The sequence below is a fragment of the Halalkalibacter sp. AB-rgal2 genome, from assembly GCF_041821005.1.
Classification (GTDB): Bacteria; Bacillota; Bacilli; order Bacillales; family Bacillaceae_D; genus Halalkalibacter.
The window spans coordinates 200,229-215,465 of record NZ_JBGUAV010000005.1; the positions used below are offsets into that span (position 1 = coordinate 200,229).

The window sequence follows — 15,237 nt, forward strand, 5'->3', positions numbered from 1 at the left end:
CTAAAGGATAATGTGAGTTCCAATTTATTTTGCTCTCACCTAATAGATCAAATCAATGCTGATGATGTTCATGTCTGTTTACATCATTTGGTGTATGGTTTTCTGGTAAATGAGTGGTTGAAAGCGTTCCAGCGATAATGACAATGATCCATAATATAACGATCTCTAGTCGGAGAATATATACAAATTTTTTAAGTTGGTTAATTTTATCTTGTTGTTGTTCTATTTTATATAATGATGGTAACCAGATAAAGCGATGAAAACTAGCAATCAAAAAAATGACGCTGGTTAGTGCTACTTTCCAGATTAGTAGATTTCCATATGTTGTAGAAACGATCATGTCCCAACTAGGTAAGTACGTAAAACTGATGATGATTCCCGAAAATATGACGATCATAAACATAACTAACGCATATGATGAAAAACGTGTTATACATCTCTGAATAAAAATCAATTTAAGATAGGATGGTTCCCGTGAAAAAGTATAAATAATGAAACCAGTTAGTCCGCCACACCAGATGGCTGCTGCACTTAAGTGAATAAAGTGAGAAAGGATGGAATGATAGACGACAGCATGACCGGTTAATGAAAATGTTAGTATGATAGACGATAGCACAATGAGATGAGTCCATTTAGGATATTTTCTTCGTATAACAAAAATCAAAATACATACTATTAACGGTCGAATCCAAATAAATAATCCCATTAATGTGAAAGCGATAGTTGAAAATATGTTCAAAAATACAACGAGACTAAAAGGACTAGCCATAAAAGAATAAGTTAGAAGGAAAAGCTGACTGAAGCTTGTCATCATAAAAATGATACTAACACTAATATAGAATGAGATCTCCATTTTGGGGGTAAGTGGGTTCTGTAATTGTGGTGGGGTTTTCTCGCCTAAAATCCAATGTATAAAAAAGTAGAACCCAACTAAACCGATTAACGTCATCGTTTCTATCGCTTTAACGACTGTAATAAGTTTGTTGATATTAAAAATAGAAACCTCTTCTTCTTTCGTATCGATTTCCTTTTCTGTTCCTACCTCTTCCTTAGCTTGAGGAAATGTTTCTTCAATCATAGCATGAGAAAAGACTTGTACTGGTAAACAAAACAAAAATATTAAAAGTATTAAATAAAGGATAAACGAATATCGATTCAAAACCTCACCCCATAATCCGAGCTTAAGATCTTAATGAGTAACAAAGCATGCCCATTACAATAAAGACGATTATCTGAGCAAAACCAATTAATACCAAACTATGCTGTGCCATATCACCAATCATAGGTGCCATAATACCACTCATCACACCACTTGTGATACCCATAATGACCGTTTGATACTCGACTAAGGTACCGAACAATACCCCAATGCCTATTCCAATAATCGTTGTAAAAATCGTTATTTCCGTAAAATGGAAAGGGAAATGATAAATAAGAATCAATCCCGTTACAATTGAGATAAGCCCCGTTGGTGTCATTGCTAGATTCATCCCTAAATGGTAGCCAATTAGCTTACGTTTGTTATACAAATAGCCAAATGTAATTCCAATCAAAACAAAGTTCACGTAAAAAAGCAGCCATAAAATGAATGAAGTCATGTTAACACCTCCCTTTTTACAATATGAATATTTGCCTCGATTAGAAGTAGCTTTTTCCAATAGTTATTAAATAAATTGCTTTTTGTATAAGCCCAAAATTCGAGATTTTATTCCTAAAAGATTGAAGAGGGCATATGTTTAGATAAAATGATATGAACCTAAGGACTGAAAGGAGGATAGAATGAAAAGATCTAATATCCGATTAGATGAGTACTCCAAGAAACTTTGGGAGCAAAGAAAAAAAGAGGACATAAAAGAAAGTGCTGAAAATGTCGTTAGTCTTAAAAATGGGCAAGGACTAACGTCACCAGCTAGTGAACTACCTACGGAAGAATTGAAAATGGTCCAACAATATATGCACCGAACGAACTTGCTAAACCTATCCAAAGCATTACCGGATCGAAAAAAAGCAATGATTTTAAGAAAATTCTTTAAGCATAAACGAAACCAACAAATAGAGATATACACCTTAGGAGAGCAGCCACTTCAAATAATAGGGAAAGTAAACACAATCGGTCGTAATTTTGTGACAGTCACGTCTTTGAGGGATCGGATTTGGATACCTTTTTGGAGGATTGAATCTGCCAAGGTTCCATACGGTTTACCTGAGGTTTCATCTTCTCACCAGCATTTTGTTTATGATGAGGAATTACGTAAAAAATTAATTACTCGATTTAGTGAAACAGTCATTTCAAAGGATGTCTTACTGCAACAGTTTTTTGAAGAGACGTTAGAAACCAATTTGCAAACTTGGAAAGATACGCGTGTTGAAATTATGACAGAAGATATGGAATACATCGGTAAGATTATTCATTCGAACGATGGAAAAGTTGAAATTAACGGATTGAAAGGTAGTCAATCGATTTTACTGTCGGATATTACGCTTATTAAAACAGTAAGGCTTTTTCATATATTAGCCGGTTTATTGAGGAAGAAGAGGTCAAATAATCCATAAGGTGAAATGGAGGATAATAGTATATGGATAATAGCAAAAAGAAGATACGACCAATCATCATCGAACGTAAGAGCAAACGTGTACATGAAACTTATCTTGAAACAACGGAAACAGAGGACGAGAATGTCGATGAACTCGATCCAATAACAGCAGAAAATGAGGAAGAAACGGATCCAGTAACAAATCAATCGAAAGACAATAAAGAAAGTTCTTATCGAAGCACGTTGGGTTCGAGTTTAAATGAAATTGATCTATTTAAAGAACGAATTGGTGAGGATGTTTTAATCGTTCTAGAGGCATCTCAACTAAATATTTTAGGTCAAGTATTTCGTCCAATCTTTACTGGGAGAATCGTTGAAGTAACAGTGGGTTCCATTTTGTTAGAGGATGTCATTATTAAAATGCCTAATGCTCCATTTTTCCAATTTCCTACGCCGCTTAGTTTTCCAATTCAAAAAGTTGTTGGAATGACCCGTTTTGATCCAACGACTAGAATACCGATATTGTAATGACTATCTTCCGGGAGGAGAGAGACAAATATGTCAAACTATGAGTTAAGCAAAATCCCTTATGATTGGCGAATAGAAGCAATAGCTGAAGAATTTACACGTTACATTGGAAATCGAGCGTTTATTCTCGTTCCACAATTTCCGTTTATGTATATTGGTGTCATTTTAGATGTTGTTGGTAGCGAAATAATAATGGATGTGGAAAGGACGCAAATTGAACAGTTAGAAAATCGAATTTGGCAAATTAACATTGATACGATGCAGGTTTTTTATATCGAACGTGGAGATGGATGGCCAACAATTCCTGAATTTTAAATGAAAGAAGGGAATAAAAAACTATGCTAAGACGATACCATGTCGTTGCGATCCCGATCAGAATTGTCTATAACAATTTTGGTGATCATGACCCGGATGGACGAATGTATGTTTTAAAAGAAAATGAGGAGCTAGTTAGAGAGCTCGTTAAAAAAAATCCATTTACACCTGTCGACTTAGTCGAACCGCTGGCGATTAGAGCCAACGAAGGTGATGAAATCGAAATTCTTTTCGAAAATCAATTAAAAACACCTTCCTCTATGCATTTCCAAGAAGCAGACTATGATGTTATGACTTCTGATGGTGCAAATGTTGGCTTTAACGAAGATACAACAGTGCCCCCTGGTCGGGAAATTTTATATTGTCTGAAGGCTAACAAGGAAGGAATTTATTATTTCTCAGATGTCGCTAATCCAATTGATGGTGAAGATTTAGGTACAAATATTCATGGCTTATTTGGGGCGATTTTTGTTCAATATAGAGGATCGACTTGGACTGATCCTGTAACAGGTGGGCCAATAAATAGTGGTGTGATTGCAGATATTCACCACCCAATGTTACCTTCGTTTAGAGAATATGGTTATTATTTTCATGATGAACCTGAAAATGATGATTTAACGGGAAATGAACGGATAAACCCGATGACAGGTCAGCCCGCAGAATCAGTTCATGCGATTAATTATCGCTCAGAGCCGTTACTCAATCGAGCCCGCTTGTTAGAAGAGGGTGTTGTTTGTCCAGATTGTGATTCCGAAGAAGTTCACCATGACTCGTGGGTATTCGGTGATCCGGCAACGCCTATTATGAGAGGATATGTTGGCGATCCGGTCAAAGTTCGTTTAGTGCATGGCGGTGTAAAAGAAACACACGTCTTTCATTATCACGTCCATCAATGGTTGTTTAATCCAAATGATGTTGATTCTTTTACAAAAGATTCTCAAGCAATTAGCCCACAAAATAAATACACAATTGAACCTCTGTATGGTCTAGGAAGCTTACACGGAGCTATAGGTGATGTGATTATGCATTGCCATTTATATCCTCATTTTGAAGATGGGATGTGGAATATTAATCGCATTTTCGACACCTTACAAGATGGCTCCCAATGTTATCCGAACGGTGTCCCAATAAAGCCGTTACAACCACTGCCAGATCGTCCGTGTCCACCGAAGCCAACGCTAGAGTGTCCTGGATTTCCTAACTTTATTCCAGGAAAAGTTGGTTGTAAAGCTCCAAGACCACCGCTTGGCATTGTTGGTGGGAGAGAAATGACGGAATTAGAAGAAAATGCAGCGGTTCCGACTGCTCGACCAGGAGCGGTATTTGTTGAATCCTGCCTTGGGAACCCTGTCGTCAAAGAATTTAACGTTTCGGCAATCGAGCTCCCTATTATTTATAACCGTCAAGGCTGGCATGACCCAAAAGGACGAATTTACGTGTTAGATGAAGACGTTGATGATGTGTTGGCAGGAAGAAAAGAGCCGGAGCCTCTTGTTTTGCAAGCAGAAGCTGGTTCATGTATTCGCGTGAATTTCACCAATCGTCTTCCAAATATTCTTGAAGGGGACGCTTTTCAACTTGTCACGAGAACCTATGAAGCGGGAATGCATGTACATTTTGTCAAATTTGACGTACTCGTATCGGATGCCGCGAATGTAGGCTGGAATTATGATAGTAGTGTTCTACCAGGCGAAACAATTCGTTATGAATGGTTTGCCGATGTTGAATTGAAAGCAACGTTTTTCCATGATCATTTGTTTGCCTCGGTGCACCAACAGCATGGCTTATTTGGTTCTATTAATATCCTTCCGCGTTTTTCGTTTGTGTTTGACTCTTCTACTGGGGAAGAATTAGACTACGGAACGCAAGTAACCGTAACGAACCCTCTTATACCAGATTATCGCGATTATACGCTATTTATTCATGACTTTGCATTACTGTTTGATAAAGATAAATGTCCGATTGCACCTCCGCCATTTCCTGGCTCTCAAGATGATCCAGGTGTATTTGGTGTCAATTACAAAAACGAGCCATTGCAATTTCGTCTAGATAAAGATTGTGATCCTGCTTATTCCTTCAGTTCAACGGTACACGGGGACCCGATAACACCATTGCTTCTAGCCTATGAGGGTGATCCAATTCGTTTTCGAATTTTACAAGGAGCTCATGAAGAAAGTCATAGCTTTGTAGCCCATGGACTTCGCTGGAATGAAGAACGTAGTGATCTAGATTCAAATGAAAAAAACCAAGAGCATCTAGGAGTATCGGAATCGTTTACGTTTGAAACGTTTATCCCACGATCAGGTGATTATTTATGGGCGTTTGAAGATGTCGAAGACCTTTGGATCGGGACGTGGGGTATTTTACGAGCTTATGAAGAAGAGGTAGATGACTTAATCCCTTTACCTGATCAGCCATTGCCACTGGAAAGAGAGACCCCGCTCCCTATCGTGACAGGTTGTCCGCCAGATCCAGCGATCGATGATGGTTGTGTATGTCCAGATGGAGCGATTATACGCAGGTTTAATGTTGTCGCTTTTCAAGCGTGTATTGAGTATAACAAATATGGAGACCATGACCCATATGGCATTGTCTTTGCCTTAGCAGAAGATGTGGAAGACATTTTATCAGGGAAAATAAATCCTGAGCCTCTAGTCATTCGGGCAAATGCTGGTGAATGTGTTGAGATCAACCTATTAAACAAACTTGATCCTAATCTGTTTCATGCTGAAGATGGAATACATGGCTACCCAGCTGTAAAAGTACCAGCCTTTTATCCTCCATCTCCACGTATTTCGCTTCATCCGAATTTAATCGACTTTGATATAAAAACGTCGAGTGGAGAAACAGTCGGTTTTAATCCAGACCAAACAGTTGGACCGGGAGAATCGATTACGTATCGTTGGTACGTTGATAAAGCCTTTGGTGCTTGTAATTTATGGGATATGGCAGATATTAGAAATCACCGTCATCACGGTGCATTTGGGGCATTTATTGCCGAGCCGAGAGGATCGATCTATTTAGATCCACATACGTTAGAGCCTGTCAAATCAGGAGCAAATGTTATTATCGCTAATCCACTATTACCGGATTTCCGAGAATTTGTCCTCCTAATGCATGATGGTGTACGTTTATTAGATAAAAACGGGCAATTAATTTTTGATCCGCCAGATGGGTTAATTGAAGAAATCGATCCAGGTGAAGTGGATACGTATGATCAAGGATCGAGAGGCTTTAATTATAGAACAGAACGTATCATTAATCGCTATACGGAAAAATTTATAATCCAGGATTGGGCAAGTTCGAAAACATTTGGTGACCCTTCTACTCCTGTATTTGAGGCATATGCAGGAGACCCGACAACCGTTCGTTTAGTCGTGCCTGCAGAACGAAGACGATCCCATACGTTCCATCTTCATGGACATTATTGGAAAAGGGATCGAGAAGATGTAGAATCGAGATTACGTTCGGTAGAAGGCCAAAATATTATCGGTCACAAGCTTGATGCACGTCTCGTCGGAGGAGCTGGTGGCTTATACAACATTCCCGGAGATTATATGTACCGATCAGGGAACATCCGTTGGGATATTGAATTAGGGATGTGGGGAATTATTCGTGTTCACGGTAAACCTCAGCCTCATCTTCCGCCAATTTTAGAGTTACCTTGCAATATAGAGGAGGTGGAATAAATGAGCGAACATCATTGTAAAGAATTTCGCTGTCCCGCTTTTGTACCTGCAGATGCGCCAGATGACTTCTGTATCCCTGAAGAATGCTGTCCAGAGAGAATTCCGACACCGAAATTTCCGTCGCCAAATACGTGCTTACCTCCGGAAGAACTTGAAGATTTAGAGCGAAGAATTGAAGCAGCTAATGAATTATTGTTAAGTCTTGCTCTAGCAAGAAGAAATGTAGAGGAGGGAGACGCGGACGCTCAGGAGGAGGAGAGATTACGGCAAGCTTTTGAAGGTTTGCAAGGACAGTTTATTAAGGTTGAGCTTGCTAAACAAGAACAAGGCAGGAAGAAATTAGTTCAAGGGTTCGTATGTTTAGTCGGAAGAGATTTTGTCTTATTAGAGGATGAACGTTTTCTTAAAGTTTTTCGATTAGAAGATGTATGTTCAATAAAACATGATGAAGAGTTTCATAAGAAAGAGCATGAGCACGATCCCATGTTCGATCCTTGCCTTCGGAGGGCAATAACGTTAGACTTTGGGGCAACCGTTGGTCAATCACCAGAATTAATTCAGTTGTTTTTCGGATTAGATTTAAATACCTTCCTTTGCTTCCATTTAGGTAAACGAGTCTATATCGTTATGAAAAGAAACCTTATTAGAGCAAGCCTTATAGATATTAATGCGGATAAGTTAACATTTATGCGTAGAAGAAAAATAGTAATGAATTTGGAAGATATTTATTTGCTGAAAATTAGAAAGGAAGCTAGGAAAAAAACGAGAAGGAAAACGAGAAGGATAAAATAGGAATGAAAAAGAATAATCAGTGTGCCTACATTTGGAAGCACACTAATTATTCTACATTCATTAACAGTGCTTTTTATCGTCTATTACTTTAATTGCTTTGATTTCATCTAGAGGGATGATTACGAAATCAGTTTTTTGGTCCTTTTCTCTATGTCGAGTCGTACAACGGCAATCTCTACGGCGTCTTCTATCTTCATCTATTTTTTCAATTTCAATAAAGTCTCTTCCGACATGGCAAATAACCCCTGTAAATATGTTACACTCATCACCGCATTCAACTTCCAATTTAACTACACAACCGACAAGCTGACGTAATCTGAAAGCAAAGCCACCTTCTAAACCTCTTAAGCGAATATTAAATCTGTCATCGCAAAATCTATCACGATGTCTGAAGTCGCAGTCTCTGTTTCTAAAATGTCTATCGAAGCATTGACAATCTCTGAAATGATCCCTTTTGCAATCACATAAACTACGACAATCATGTCTTCTGTGGAAATCATGGTGACGGAAGTCTATTCCACAAGAACAACGTGAGAAAAAGTCATTTCGGAATTTGCCACATGAATGGCACTCAAAGCCGTGACTCATATTTTCTTCACCTCTTTCCTAAAAAAGATACTTTATCATATGTCATTAGATTGAATGTGAAAGGTACAACAAACTAGCATCTCTCACCATTTCCATAATGGTTAAGCGTTCAAAATTGTAGAAAGGAGAAGCAAAATGTTATGAAAAAACGATCTAATTCCTTACCGTATCTCGTAAATAACGATAACATGAAGGCAAATCAAAGTTTTTACTATTCTGAACACGATAATGATTGTCATGTAATGACTCAATTAGAAAATGAATTACAACAATTTGTTCAAACGAAAAACAGGAACAATCATATTTCGGAGAGAGAATTACTTCAAGCATTAATAGAAGAATGTCGTGAACAAAGAAATCGAATAAAAGAACTCGAAAAGAAAGTAAATATACTTTCAAACGTAAGTCCGTTTAAAAAAGTGTTCGAGTCATTACCAGCAAATTATCCCGTGTATGAAGTAATGCTTAATGGCTGTTCTGTTCCCACTACACGCTTTTTAAATACGGAAGGAGAGCTGGTCCATTTTTCAGATGAGGATAACATTAATTCATTACATGTAAATAAAATTGACGGCGTACGTTGGGGCAATGAGGACATAGAATAAAATGAGGGAAAGATAGTCTCTTTCCCCTATTAGAACTTGTTCAAAAAGCTCTGAAAAAAGTGGCAATGGCTCCGTTCACTACTAGTCTTGTGGGGAGAAAACTACCCCCCACAAGACTTTTAAAAGATGTAGCGACTACGCTCATTGCTTGGAGACTGTTCAAAAAACGGAAAAACCATACTTTTTGAACAGTCTCTATTATAAAAAGATTAATGTGGGTCTGGTGTTTCGCCAAACGAGATACCAGTAATTTTATCAACTTCTAGCACAACAACTTGACATTCTTCATCTAAAAAGTATGCAAGACAATCACAAATGTTTGAGAAAACAGCTACTGGAATGAGCTTACCTTTTACAAAGACACCACCAATTGGGTAGTTTGGAGGAAGGTTTTTAAGAACTTGTTCTACACCACATTTGTCGTCCCGGCGTTTGTCGTCCGGGCATTTGTCGTCCTTCTTTTTATCAAGAAGATCTTTTAGAAGGTTTTCAAGCCCTAAATTTTGTGACATGATAAATCCCCTTTCTGAGTTTGTTATATTTCCTCTGTGGAGAGGACTACTATAATTTATGTTCTTTTCTTTTAATGGATTGGACTTTGTACATTTAATTTTACAAAAAAGGGCTCATGTAACAGGGCACTGAAAAAGTGTGATTTTCACTTTTTCAGTGCCTTTAAGTAATGTGCGTAGCCGTTGCCCGATTTTGAAAGCCTTGAAATGAGTCGGTTTCTCATAGCAAGGCGCGCATCGAGCGGAGCCATTACTCTTCTTTGAGTTACTAGAAAGGACTTTTTCAGTGGACTTCCAATGTAACGATCTACGAGAATCTGTATTGCGGTTAACCGTAATAATAGATGTAAATGTCTGATTAAATTTCATGTATAATAAATATGTATTTATTCCATAATGAGGTATTTTTACAGGTTAGGATAGAGGGGACAAAGTGTCGAGAATTTTCATAAAGGACTCTAGAGTAACAAATAAGCCTATACTGCAAAACAAACGCACCAGCATATAAGTGCTTGTTTCTTTGTAGGGATTCTATTAGGGAGAATCGCCAAATATTCTGATTCTATCTAATAGTAGTGAAAGTGGAATGTTCTTCAGTTTTATTAGTGGGGTAACAACCAATCTAAGGGTATGGATTGTGTTATGGACGTTTATTGCTGTGTGGAGTAAAAGACCTATATTTGTGGCTATAGAAGTATTTGTTTTCTTGTAGGAATGTTAATTGCTTATTTTGTATTCACTAATGTTGTATGATTTTCCAACCATATTACGATCGGGTGAAATCATATTAGATAGTGTGAAATATAGTACAACAGCTTTCGCCGAAGTTGAAGGCATGAAAATAGGTCACATTCTTTGCGATGAGTTAATCGTTCAACGAATAAAAGGAGAAGATTATCACGGTGTAGACTTATTTGTACATCCAATTGGTGTAGGAATGCTTAGCAATGAACAGTTTGAAGAATGAATTGACGAAGCTACTAAAATTGCGATTGACTACAAAACGATGATTCTTGGAACTAGCTAGTGAGGTATTGAAATAACACAAGCAGGCTTTGTAAAAGTGTTAAATCAAATACAGTTGATCATACCGGAAAGACCTGGTAATAAAAGAATGGATTCTATGCGTAATATTTTATCAAACGAAAGAGTAGGTCTTATCTTTTTTATCCCAGGTTTAGGTGAAACATTACGAGTCAATGGGAAAGCAACATTAATCATAGATCAGGAATTGCTCGATAAAATGGCCGTTAATGGGAAGAAGCCCGTACGGTGGTGTAAGAGGTCGGGGGTTATTCACCCCCTCCTACTCTTTTGTTTTAAACAATGTAACTATTTATATTTCTTGTATTCCTCCCCCAAAACCATAATTGAATCTAGTATCGGCTTTAGTTTTTTTCCGATATCGCTCAACGAATATTCGACTTTAGGTGGTATTTGAGGATATACGTTACGAACAACAATGCCATACTCCTCCAAAATGCGAAGCTGCTTGGTTAAGGTTGCATGAGTAATGTCTGGAAACAACCGTTGAATTTCATTAAATCGCATCGTTTTTTCACTTAAAAACAGAATGATCAGCATGGACCATTTTCCCGACAATATCTTTTGAGCGCTTGTGAAACCACATTTCTCCAATATCTCATTTGTGTAGTTCATAATAGCCATCCTTTCCTTTTCTTTCCGGTATCCAATTGCATACTAACGCTACTCCTAGAGCGTAGAAAACCTCTGAAGATACTTCTATAATACTAATTGTACGATATAAATTTATCATATGATAAATTTATATCGTACAATAAAATGAAAAATGGAGGAGAGTGCGCAGATGAATACAAAAGTACCCATTTGCAAAGAACACGTTATTTCAGCTTTTCAATTTAGACATGCTACCAAAACTTTTAATCCGACCAAAAAAATATCCGAAGAGGATTTTAACTATATTCTCGAAACGGGTAGGTTATCTCCCAGCTCGATTGGTTTAGAGCCATGGAGGTTTATCGTTGTACAAAATCCGGAGTTAAGGAATAAGCTAAAAGCAGTTTCACCTGGAGCCCAAGGCCAACTGGACACTGCGAGTCATTTTCTGATCATTCTTGCCCGGACAAATGTAAGGTATGATTCCGAATATGTGATTGATCAAATGAAAAATGTGCAAAAAATGCCCCAAGAGGTTGTTACTTATATCTCTGGTGCATTAAAAGAGGTTCAGGAAGTGCGTGGTTTGTTGAAAGATGAACGTTTAATGTATGAATGGTCTGCCAAGCAAACCTATATAGCTATGGGGAATATGATGACCGCCGCTGCTTTAGCTGGAATCGATTCTTGTCCGATTGAAGGATTTGACTATGCTGCAGTAGACCAAATCTTAAAAGAAGAAGGTTTGTTAGAGGAAGGGAATTTGAAGGCATCCGTGATGGTCGCTTTTGGATATCGGAATGAAGAGCCCGAACGAGCCAAAACAAGAAACAGTATGGATCAAATTGTGCGTTGGACATAAAGGATCGACAATAGACAATCAATTAGAAAGGTCTTAGTCCTAAAACCCATTGGACTGAGGCCTTTTAACTATTGTTTTTAGCTTAATATCATTCCTTAAATCTAGAGAGGCTGGGACAAAAGTGGTTTAACTAAAAGAAAAGCCGAACAATGATAGATGGTGGACGTAAACCGCTCCTGAAATATACTTCGCTTTCCACGGGAAGCCGGTGAGCCTCCTCGTGCTTCGCACTGCGGGGTCTCACCCTTGGCTTTTCATCCCGCAGGAGTCTACGTATATTTCATCCGCTACGTTCATCTTTTGTTCGGGTTTCCAGATAGACACTTTAGTTATGTCCCAGCCTCATCACAATGGTGGCTAAGGGCAATCACAATACCAGTTTGTCCTTTTCAAAAATACATTAATTTTTATTGGCTGTTTGAACGAAGTGTTTAAGTAACTGATTGGCTGCTACTGACAAAGGAACCTCTTTTCTAGTTATTAGCCCCATTTTTCTTTTTTCTATTTTTTCGTTTAAGCACACTTCAAGTAACTCCCCTTCGTATAATTCTTTCAAAACCAAATCTTTAGTGACAAATGCAATCCCCATTCCAATTTTTGCACATTCAATTAACAATTCAACACTACCAACTTCAATATCTGGTTTTACTACCAATCCTTTTCTTAAAAATAATTGGTTAAGGAATTTTCTTGAACTGCTTGTTTCAGAGAAGGAGATTATTGGGTAATTCAACATCTCTTCTAGTAAAACAGGTTTGTTAGCCAACTCTTGATATTTTTTTCCGACTATAAAGGTACTGCTAATATTTATATAATCGGTTACTTTTATTGGATATTTACCAATTGGTAAATGAATAACACCAATATCAATAAGTCCATTCACTAATTTTTCTACTATCTGTGGTGTCGAACCATGTTGAAGCTTAATCTGAATTTCTGGAAAAAGGTCTTGGAATGTTTGTATGTGTGGCAGCAAAAAATGTTTACACGTTGAATCACTACCACCAATTGAAACATGACCACTTTTTAAATTCTTTAACTCTGTAATCTTTTGTTCAGCATTATTAATTAACCCAAAAGCTGGACTAATATATCTAAATAGAGTTTCACCTTCATGTGTCATTGTAACGCCTTTTGAGGTTCTAACAAATAATTGAATTTCAAGGCTTTCTTCCAATTGTTTGATTGCATGACTCACACTTGGCTGTGTAATATATAATTTTTTTGCGGCTTTACTGAAGTTCTTCTCCATTGCCGTAATATAAAAAACTCGATAAAGGTCTAATTGCATGATATAGATACCACCTATAACTGTTGTAAAATATATTAATTTCATTTATATCTTAATTGAAATTACAATAAAAATACAGAAAATAATAAATAATTTGAAAAAGGAGTGCTGATATTGCATAATTATGGATTTGATGAAAAAGCCCGTAGCCCATGGACACCATTAAAAGGCGTAAATACAATAAGTGTTTCACCAAATAAAAGGAGAATAGATGGATCAATTACTATTCCTGGGAGTAAGAGCTTCACTAATAGAGCACTAATTATAAGTGCTTTAGTCAATGGTAAGTCAAAAGTGCAAGGTATTTTAAAAAGTGATGATTCATTTTGGTGTTTAGAATCCTTGAAAAAGTTGGGTGTTAGTATCGAAATGCAAGGTGACACAGTTTTCATTGGGGGGGATGGTGGAAAATGGGAATCAGGAAATTTGTATATTGGTGCAGCAGGAACAATTGCACGATTTTTGCCTGGAACGTTAGCCGTTTCTCCTGAAGGGACATGGGAATTAGAAGCTAGTGAAAGTATGAGTAAACGTCCTGTTTCACCGTTAGTAGATGCTTTAAGAGAGCTTGGTGCTGAGATATCATATCTAAGTAATGAAGGTTACTATCCATTGTTAGTTCAAGGAAAAGGTTTAACTGGAGGCGAGGTTAGCCTTTCGGGTAATATTTCTAGTCAGTTTATAAGTGGTCTATTGATTGCTGCACCTTATTTCAAAGAATCAATTACAATTAATATTAAGGAACATATCGTTCAACACTCATATGTACTTTTAACCTTAGAATTAATGAAAAGATTTGGTGCAAAAGTTCAATATGATAACAATCTAAAAGAAATAGTAGTATATCCTTCGAAGTACACTCCTCAAGATATAAATTTAGAAGCGGATGCTTCAACTGCTTGTTACTTTCTTGCCCTTGCAGCAGTGACAAATGGTAAAATCCGAATTGATAATCTAACTTATGAAACAAAACAACCAGATATTAAAATGGTTGATGTTCTTGAACAAATGGGATGTAAAGTAACAAAGTGTTCGTCTTTTATTGAATTAGAGGGAGTAACCCAATTAAAAGGTGGGTTTGAAATTTCTATGAGAGAGATGTCTGATCAGACGTTAACATTAGCAGCAATTGCCCCATTCGCAGATGGACCAATAACCATAAAAGATGTTGAACATATACGTCATCATGAATCGAATCGAATTAGTGTAATATGTGAAGCACTAGCTAGGTTAGGTATAAAAGTGGAGGAATCTAAAGATGGATTAAAAGTGTATCCAGGAAATCCGAAACCAACTTTATTAAATACGCATGATGATCATAGAGTTGCAATGTCATTAGCACTTATCGGTTCAAGAGTTGAAGGGATACGAATAAATGATCCAGCATGTGTTTCTAAAACGTGTCCCCAGTATTTTGCGTTGTTGAAGAGCTTAGGTTTAAACATCATTCAAAATTAAATTATAACCGAGGACGAATCTTCAGATGATATTCGCTTTTTCATAAAAAATGATTGTGAAACATTATACTCAAACTAAGGGAGCGTTTCTGAAATTGGATCAGGAGATTTTTTTATTGAAGGATAAAGAGTATTTATGTTGAATATTGTATAAATAATCTTAAATAAGGAGTCGATTTCGATGTAAGTAAAACGGTACCCCTAATTCCATTGCAGTATCACAGCTTCGCTTGTTATACGAGACCTACGTCCGATCCAGCCAACAATCATGCTTCTATAAGTAGAGTACAAACGGTTTAGTTGATGGGATCAATGTCCCAGGGGCAGTTACGTTCTCCCCTAGCTACTAATATAATAAGACCATATAAAAAAGATCAGGCAGAAATATTTAACATTCTGGCTAACCTATAATGAGAAGGTGGCAGG

Annotated in this window: 15 protein-coding genes and 1 pseudogene; 10 read left to right on the forward strand and 6 right to left on the reverse strand. The window is 37.2% G+C overall.

The genetic code is table 11. The features are described 5' to 3' along the window. Positions 1 to 52: 52 nt before the first annotated feature. Positions 53 to 1,159 carry a copper resistance D family protein gene (locus tag ACERJO_RS06575; RefSeq protein WP_373646976.1) on the reverse strand — a complete coding sequence of 369 codons (1,107 nt, stop codon included), beginning with the start codon at positions 1,157 to 1,159 and terminating at the stop codon, positions 53 to 55. A 22-nt stretch (positions 1,160 to 1,181) separates the two neighbouring features. Beyond that, positions 1,182 to 1,598: a hypothetical protein gene (locus tag ACERJO_RS06580; protein ID WP_247105959.1), complete on the reverse strand. Its 417-nt coding sequence runs from the start codon at positions 1,596 to 1,598 to the stop codon at positions 1,182 to 1,184. Between the two features lie 181 nt (positions 1,599 to 1,779). Between ACERJO_RS06580 and ACERJO_RS06585 the strand changes: the two genes are divergently transcribed. From ACERJO_RS06585 to ACERJO_RS06605, 5 genes are read left to right on the forward strand one after another with little or no spacing between them, the layout of a single operon-like run. Then, on the forward strand, positions 1,780 to 2,553 hold the full coding sequence (locus ACERJO_RS06585) for a hypothetical protein (protein WP_373646977.1): 774 nt from the start codon (positions 1,780 to 1,782) through the stop codon (positions 2,551 to 2,553). A 23-nt stretch (positions 2,554 to 2,576) separates the two neighbouring features. Further along, positions 2,577 to 3,062, forward strand: coding sequence for a hypothetical protein (locus tag ACERJO_RS06590; protein ID WP_373646978.1), 486 nt, complete (start codon positions 2,577 to 2,579; stop codon positions 3,060 to 3,062). 30 nt (positions 3,063 to 3,092) lie between these two features. Next, a complete protein-coding gene (locus ACERJO_RS06595) occupies positions 3,093 to 3,377 on the forward strand; it encodes a hypothetical protein (RefSeq protein WP_247105962.1) in 285 nt (94 codons plus the stop codon). Positions 3,378 to 3,400: 23 nt separating this feature from the next. Beyond that, positions 3,401 to 7,066 (forward strand): multicopper oxidase domain-containing protein, encoded by a 3,666-nt coding sequence (locus tag ACERJO_RS06600; RefSeq protein WP_373646979.1) that lies wholly within the window; start codon positions 3,401 to 3,403, stop codon positions 7,064 to 7,066. Beyond that, positions 7,067 to 7,858, forward strand: a complete 792-nt coding sequence (locus ACERJO_RS06605; RefSeq protein ID WP_373646980.1) for a hypothetical protein — start codon at positions 7,067 to 7,069, stop codon at positions 7,856 to 7,858. It abuts the gene before it with no gap. Positions 7,859 to 8,202: 344 nt separating this feature from the next. On the opposite strand, the gene ACERJO_RS06610 is transcribed toward ACERJO_RS06605, so the two are convergent. After that, the gene (locus tag ACERJO_RS06610; RefSeq protein WP_247105965.1) at positions 8,203 to 8,340 is read right to left on the reverse strand and encodes a hypothetical protein; all 138 of its coding nucleotides are present in this window, start codon (positions 8,338 to 8,340) and stop codon (positions 8,203 to 8,205) included. 246 nt (positions 8,341 to 8,586) lie between these two features. Here ACERJO_RS06610 and ACERJO_RS06615 point away from each other — a divergent pair, with 246 nt between their 5' ends. Continuing rightward, positions 8,587 to 9,051: a hypothetical protein gene (locus tag ACERJO_RS06615; RefSeq protein WP_247105966.1), complete on the forward strand. Its 465-nt coding sequence runs from the start codon at positions 8,587 to 8,589 to the stop codon at positions 9,049 to 9,051. 209 nt (positions 9,052 to 9,260) lie between these two features. Here ACERJO_RS06615 and ACERJO_RS06620 read toward each other — a convergent pair whose 3' ends face one another. Beyond that, a complete protein-coding gene (locus ACERJO_RS06620) occupies positions 9,261 to 9,563 on the reverse strand; it encodes a hypothetical protein (protein ID WP_247105967.1) in 303 nt (100 codons plus the stop codon). A 721-nt stretch (positions 9,564 to 10,284) separates the two neighbouring features. Here ACERJO_RS06620 and ACERJO_RS06625 point away from each other — a divergent pair. Further along, on the forward strand, positions 10,285 to 10,530 hold the full coding sequence (locus ACERJO_RS06625; protein WP_373646981.1) for a hypothetical protein: 246 nt from the start codon (positions 10,285 to 10,287) through the stop codon (positions 10,528 to 10,530). Positions 10,531 to 10,614: 84 nt separating this feature from the next. Continuing rightward, positions 10,615 to 11,004 (forward strand): annotated as a pseudogene (locus tag ACERJO_RS21065) (pyridoxamine 5'-phosphate oxidase family protein); the annotation flags it as partial. Here the strand turns inward: ACERJO_RS21065 and ACERJO_RS06635 are convergent. Beyond that, positions 10,896 to 11,222: a winged helix-turn-helix transcriptional regulator gene (locus ACERJO_RS06635; RefSeq protein WP_373646982.1), complete on the reverse strand. Its 327-nt coding sequence runs from the start codon at positions 11,220 to 11,222 to the stop codon at positions 10,896 to 10,898. The pseudogene ACERJO_RS21065 and the gene ACERJO_RS06635 sit on opposite strands and share 109 nt — an antisense overlap. A gap of 169 nt (positions 11,223 to 11,391) precedes the next feature. Between ACERJO_RS06635 and ACERJO_RS06640 the strand changes: the two genes are divergently transcribed. Next, complete coding sequence (locus ACERJO_RS06640) at positions 11,392 to 12,063, forward strand: NAD(P)H-dependent oxidoreductase (RefSeq protein WP_373646983.1); 672 nt, start codon at positions 11,392 to 11,394, stop codon at positions 12,061 to 12,063. A 400-nt stretch (positions 12,064 to 12,463) separates the two neighbouring features. Here ACERJO_RS06640 and ACERJO_RS06645 read toward each other — a convergent pair whose 3' ends face one another. After that, positions 12,464 to 13,354 (reverse strand): LysR family transcriptional regulator, encoded by an 891-nt coding sequence (locus ACERJO_RS06645; RefSeq protein ID WP_373646984.1) that lies wholly within the window; start codon positions 13,352 to 13,354, stop codon positions 12,464 to 12,466. Between the two features lie 114 nt (positions 13,355 to 13,468). Between ACERJO_RS06645 and aroA the strand changes: the two genes are divergently transcribed. Next, positions 13,469 to 14,812 carry a 3-phosphoshikimate 1-carboxyvinyltransferase gene (gene aroA, locus ACERJO_RS06650; protein ID WP_373646985.1) on the forward strand — a complete coding sequence of 448 codons (1,344 nt, stop codon included), beginning with the start codon at positions 13,469 to 13,471 and terminating at the stop codon, positions 14,810 to 14,812. The last annotated feature ends 425 nt before the right edge of the window (positions 14,813 to 15,237 follow it).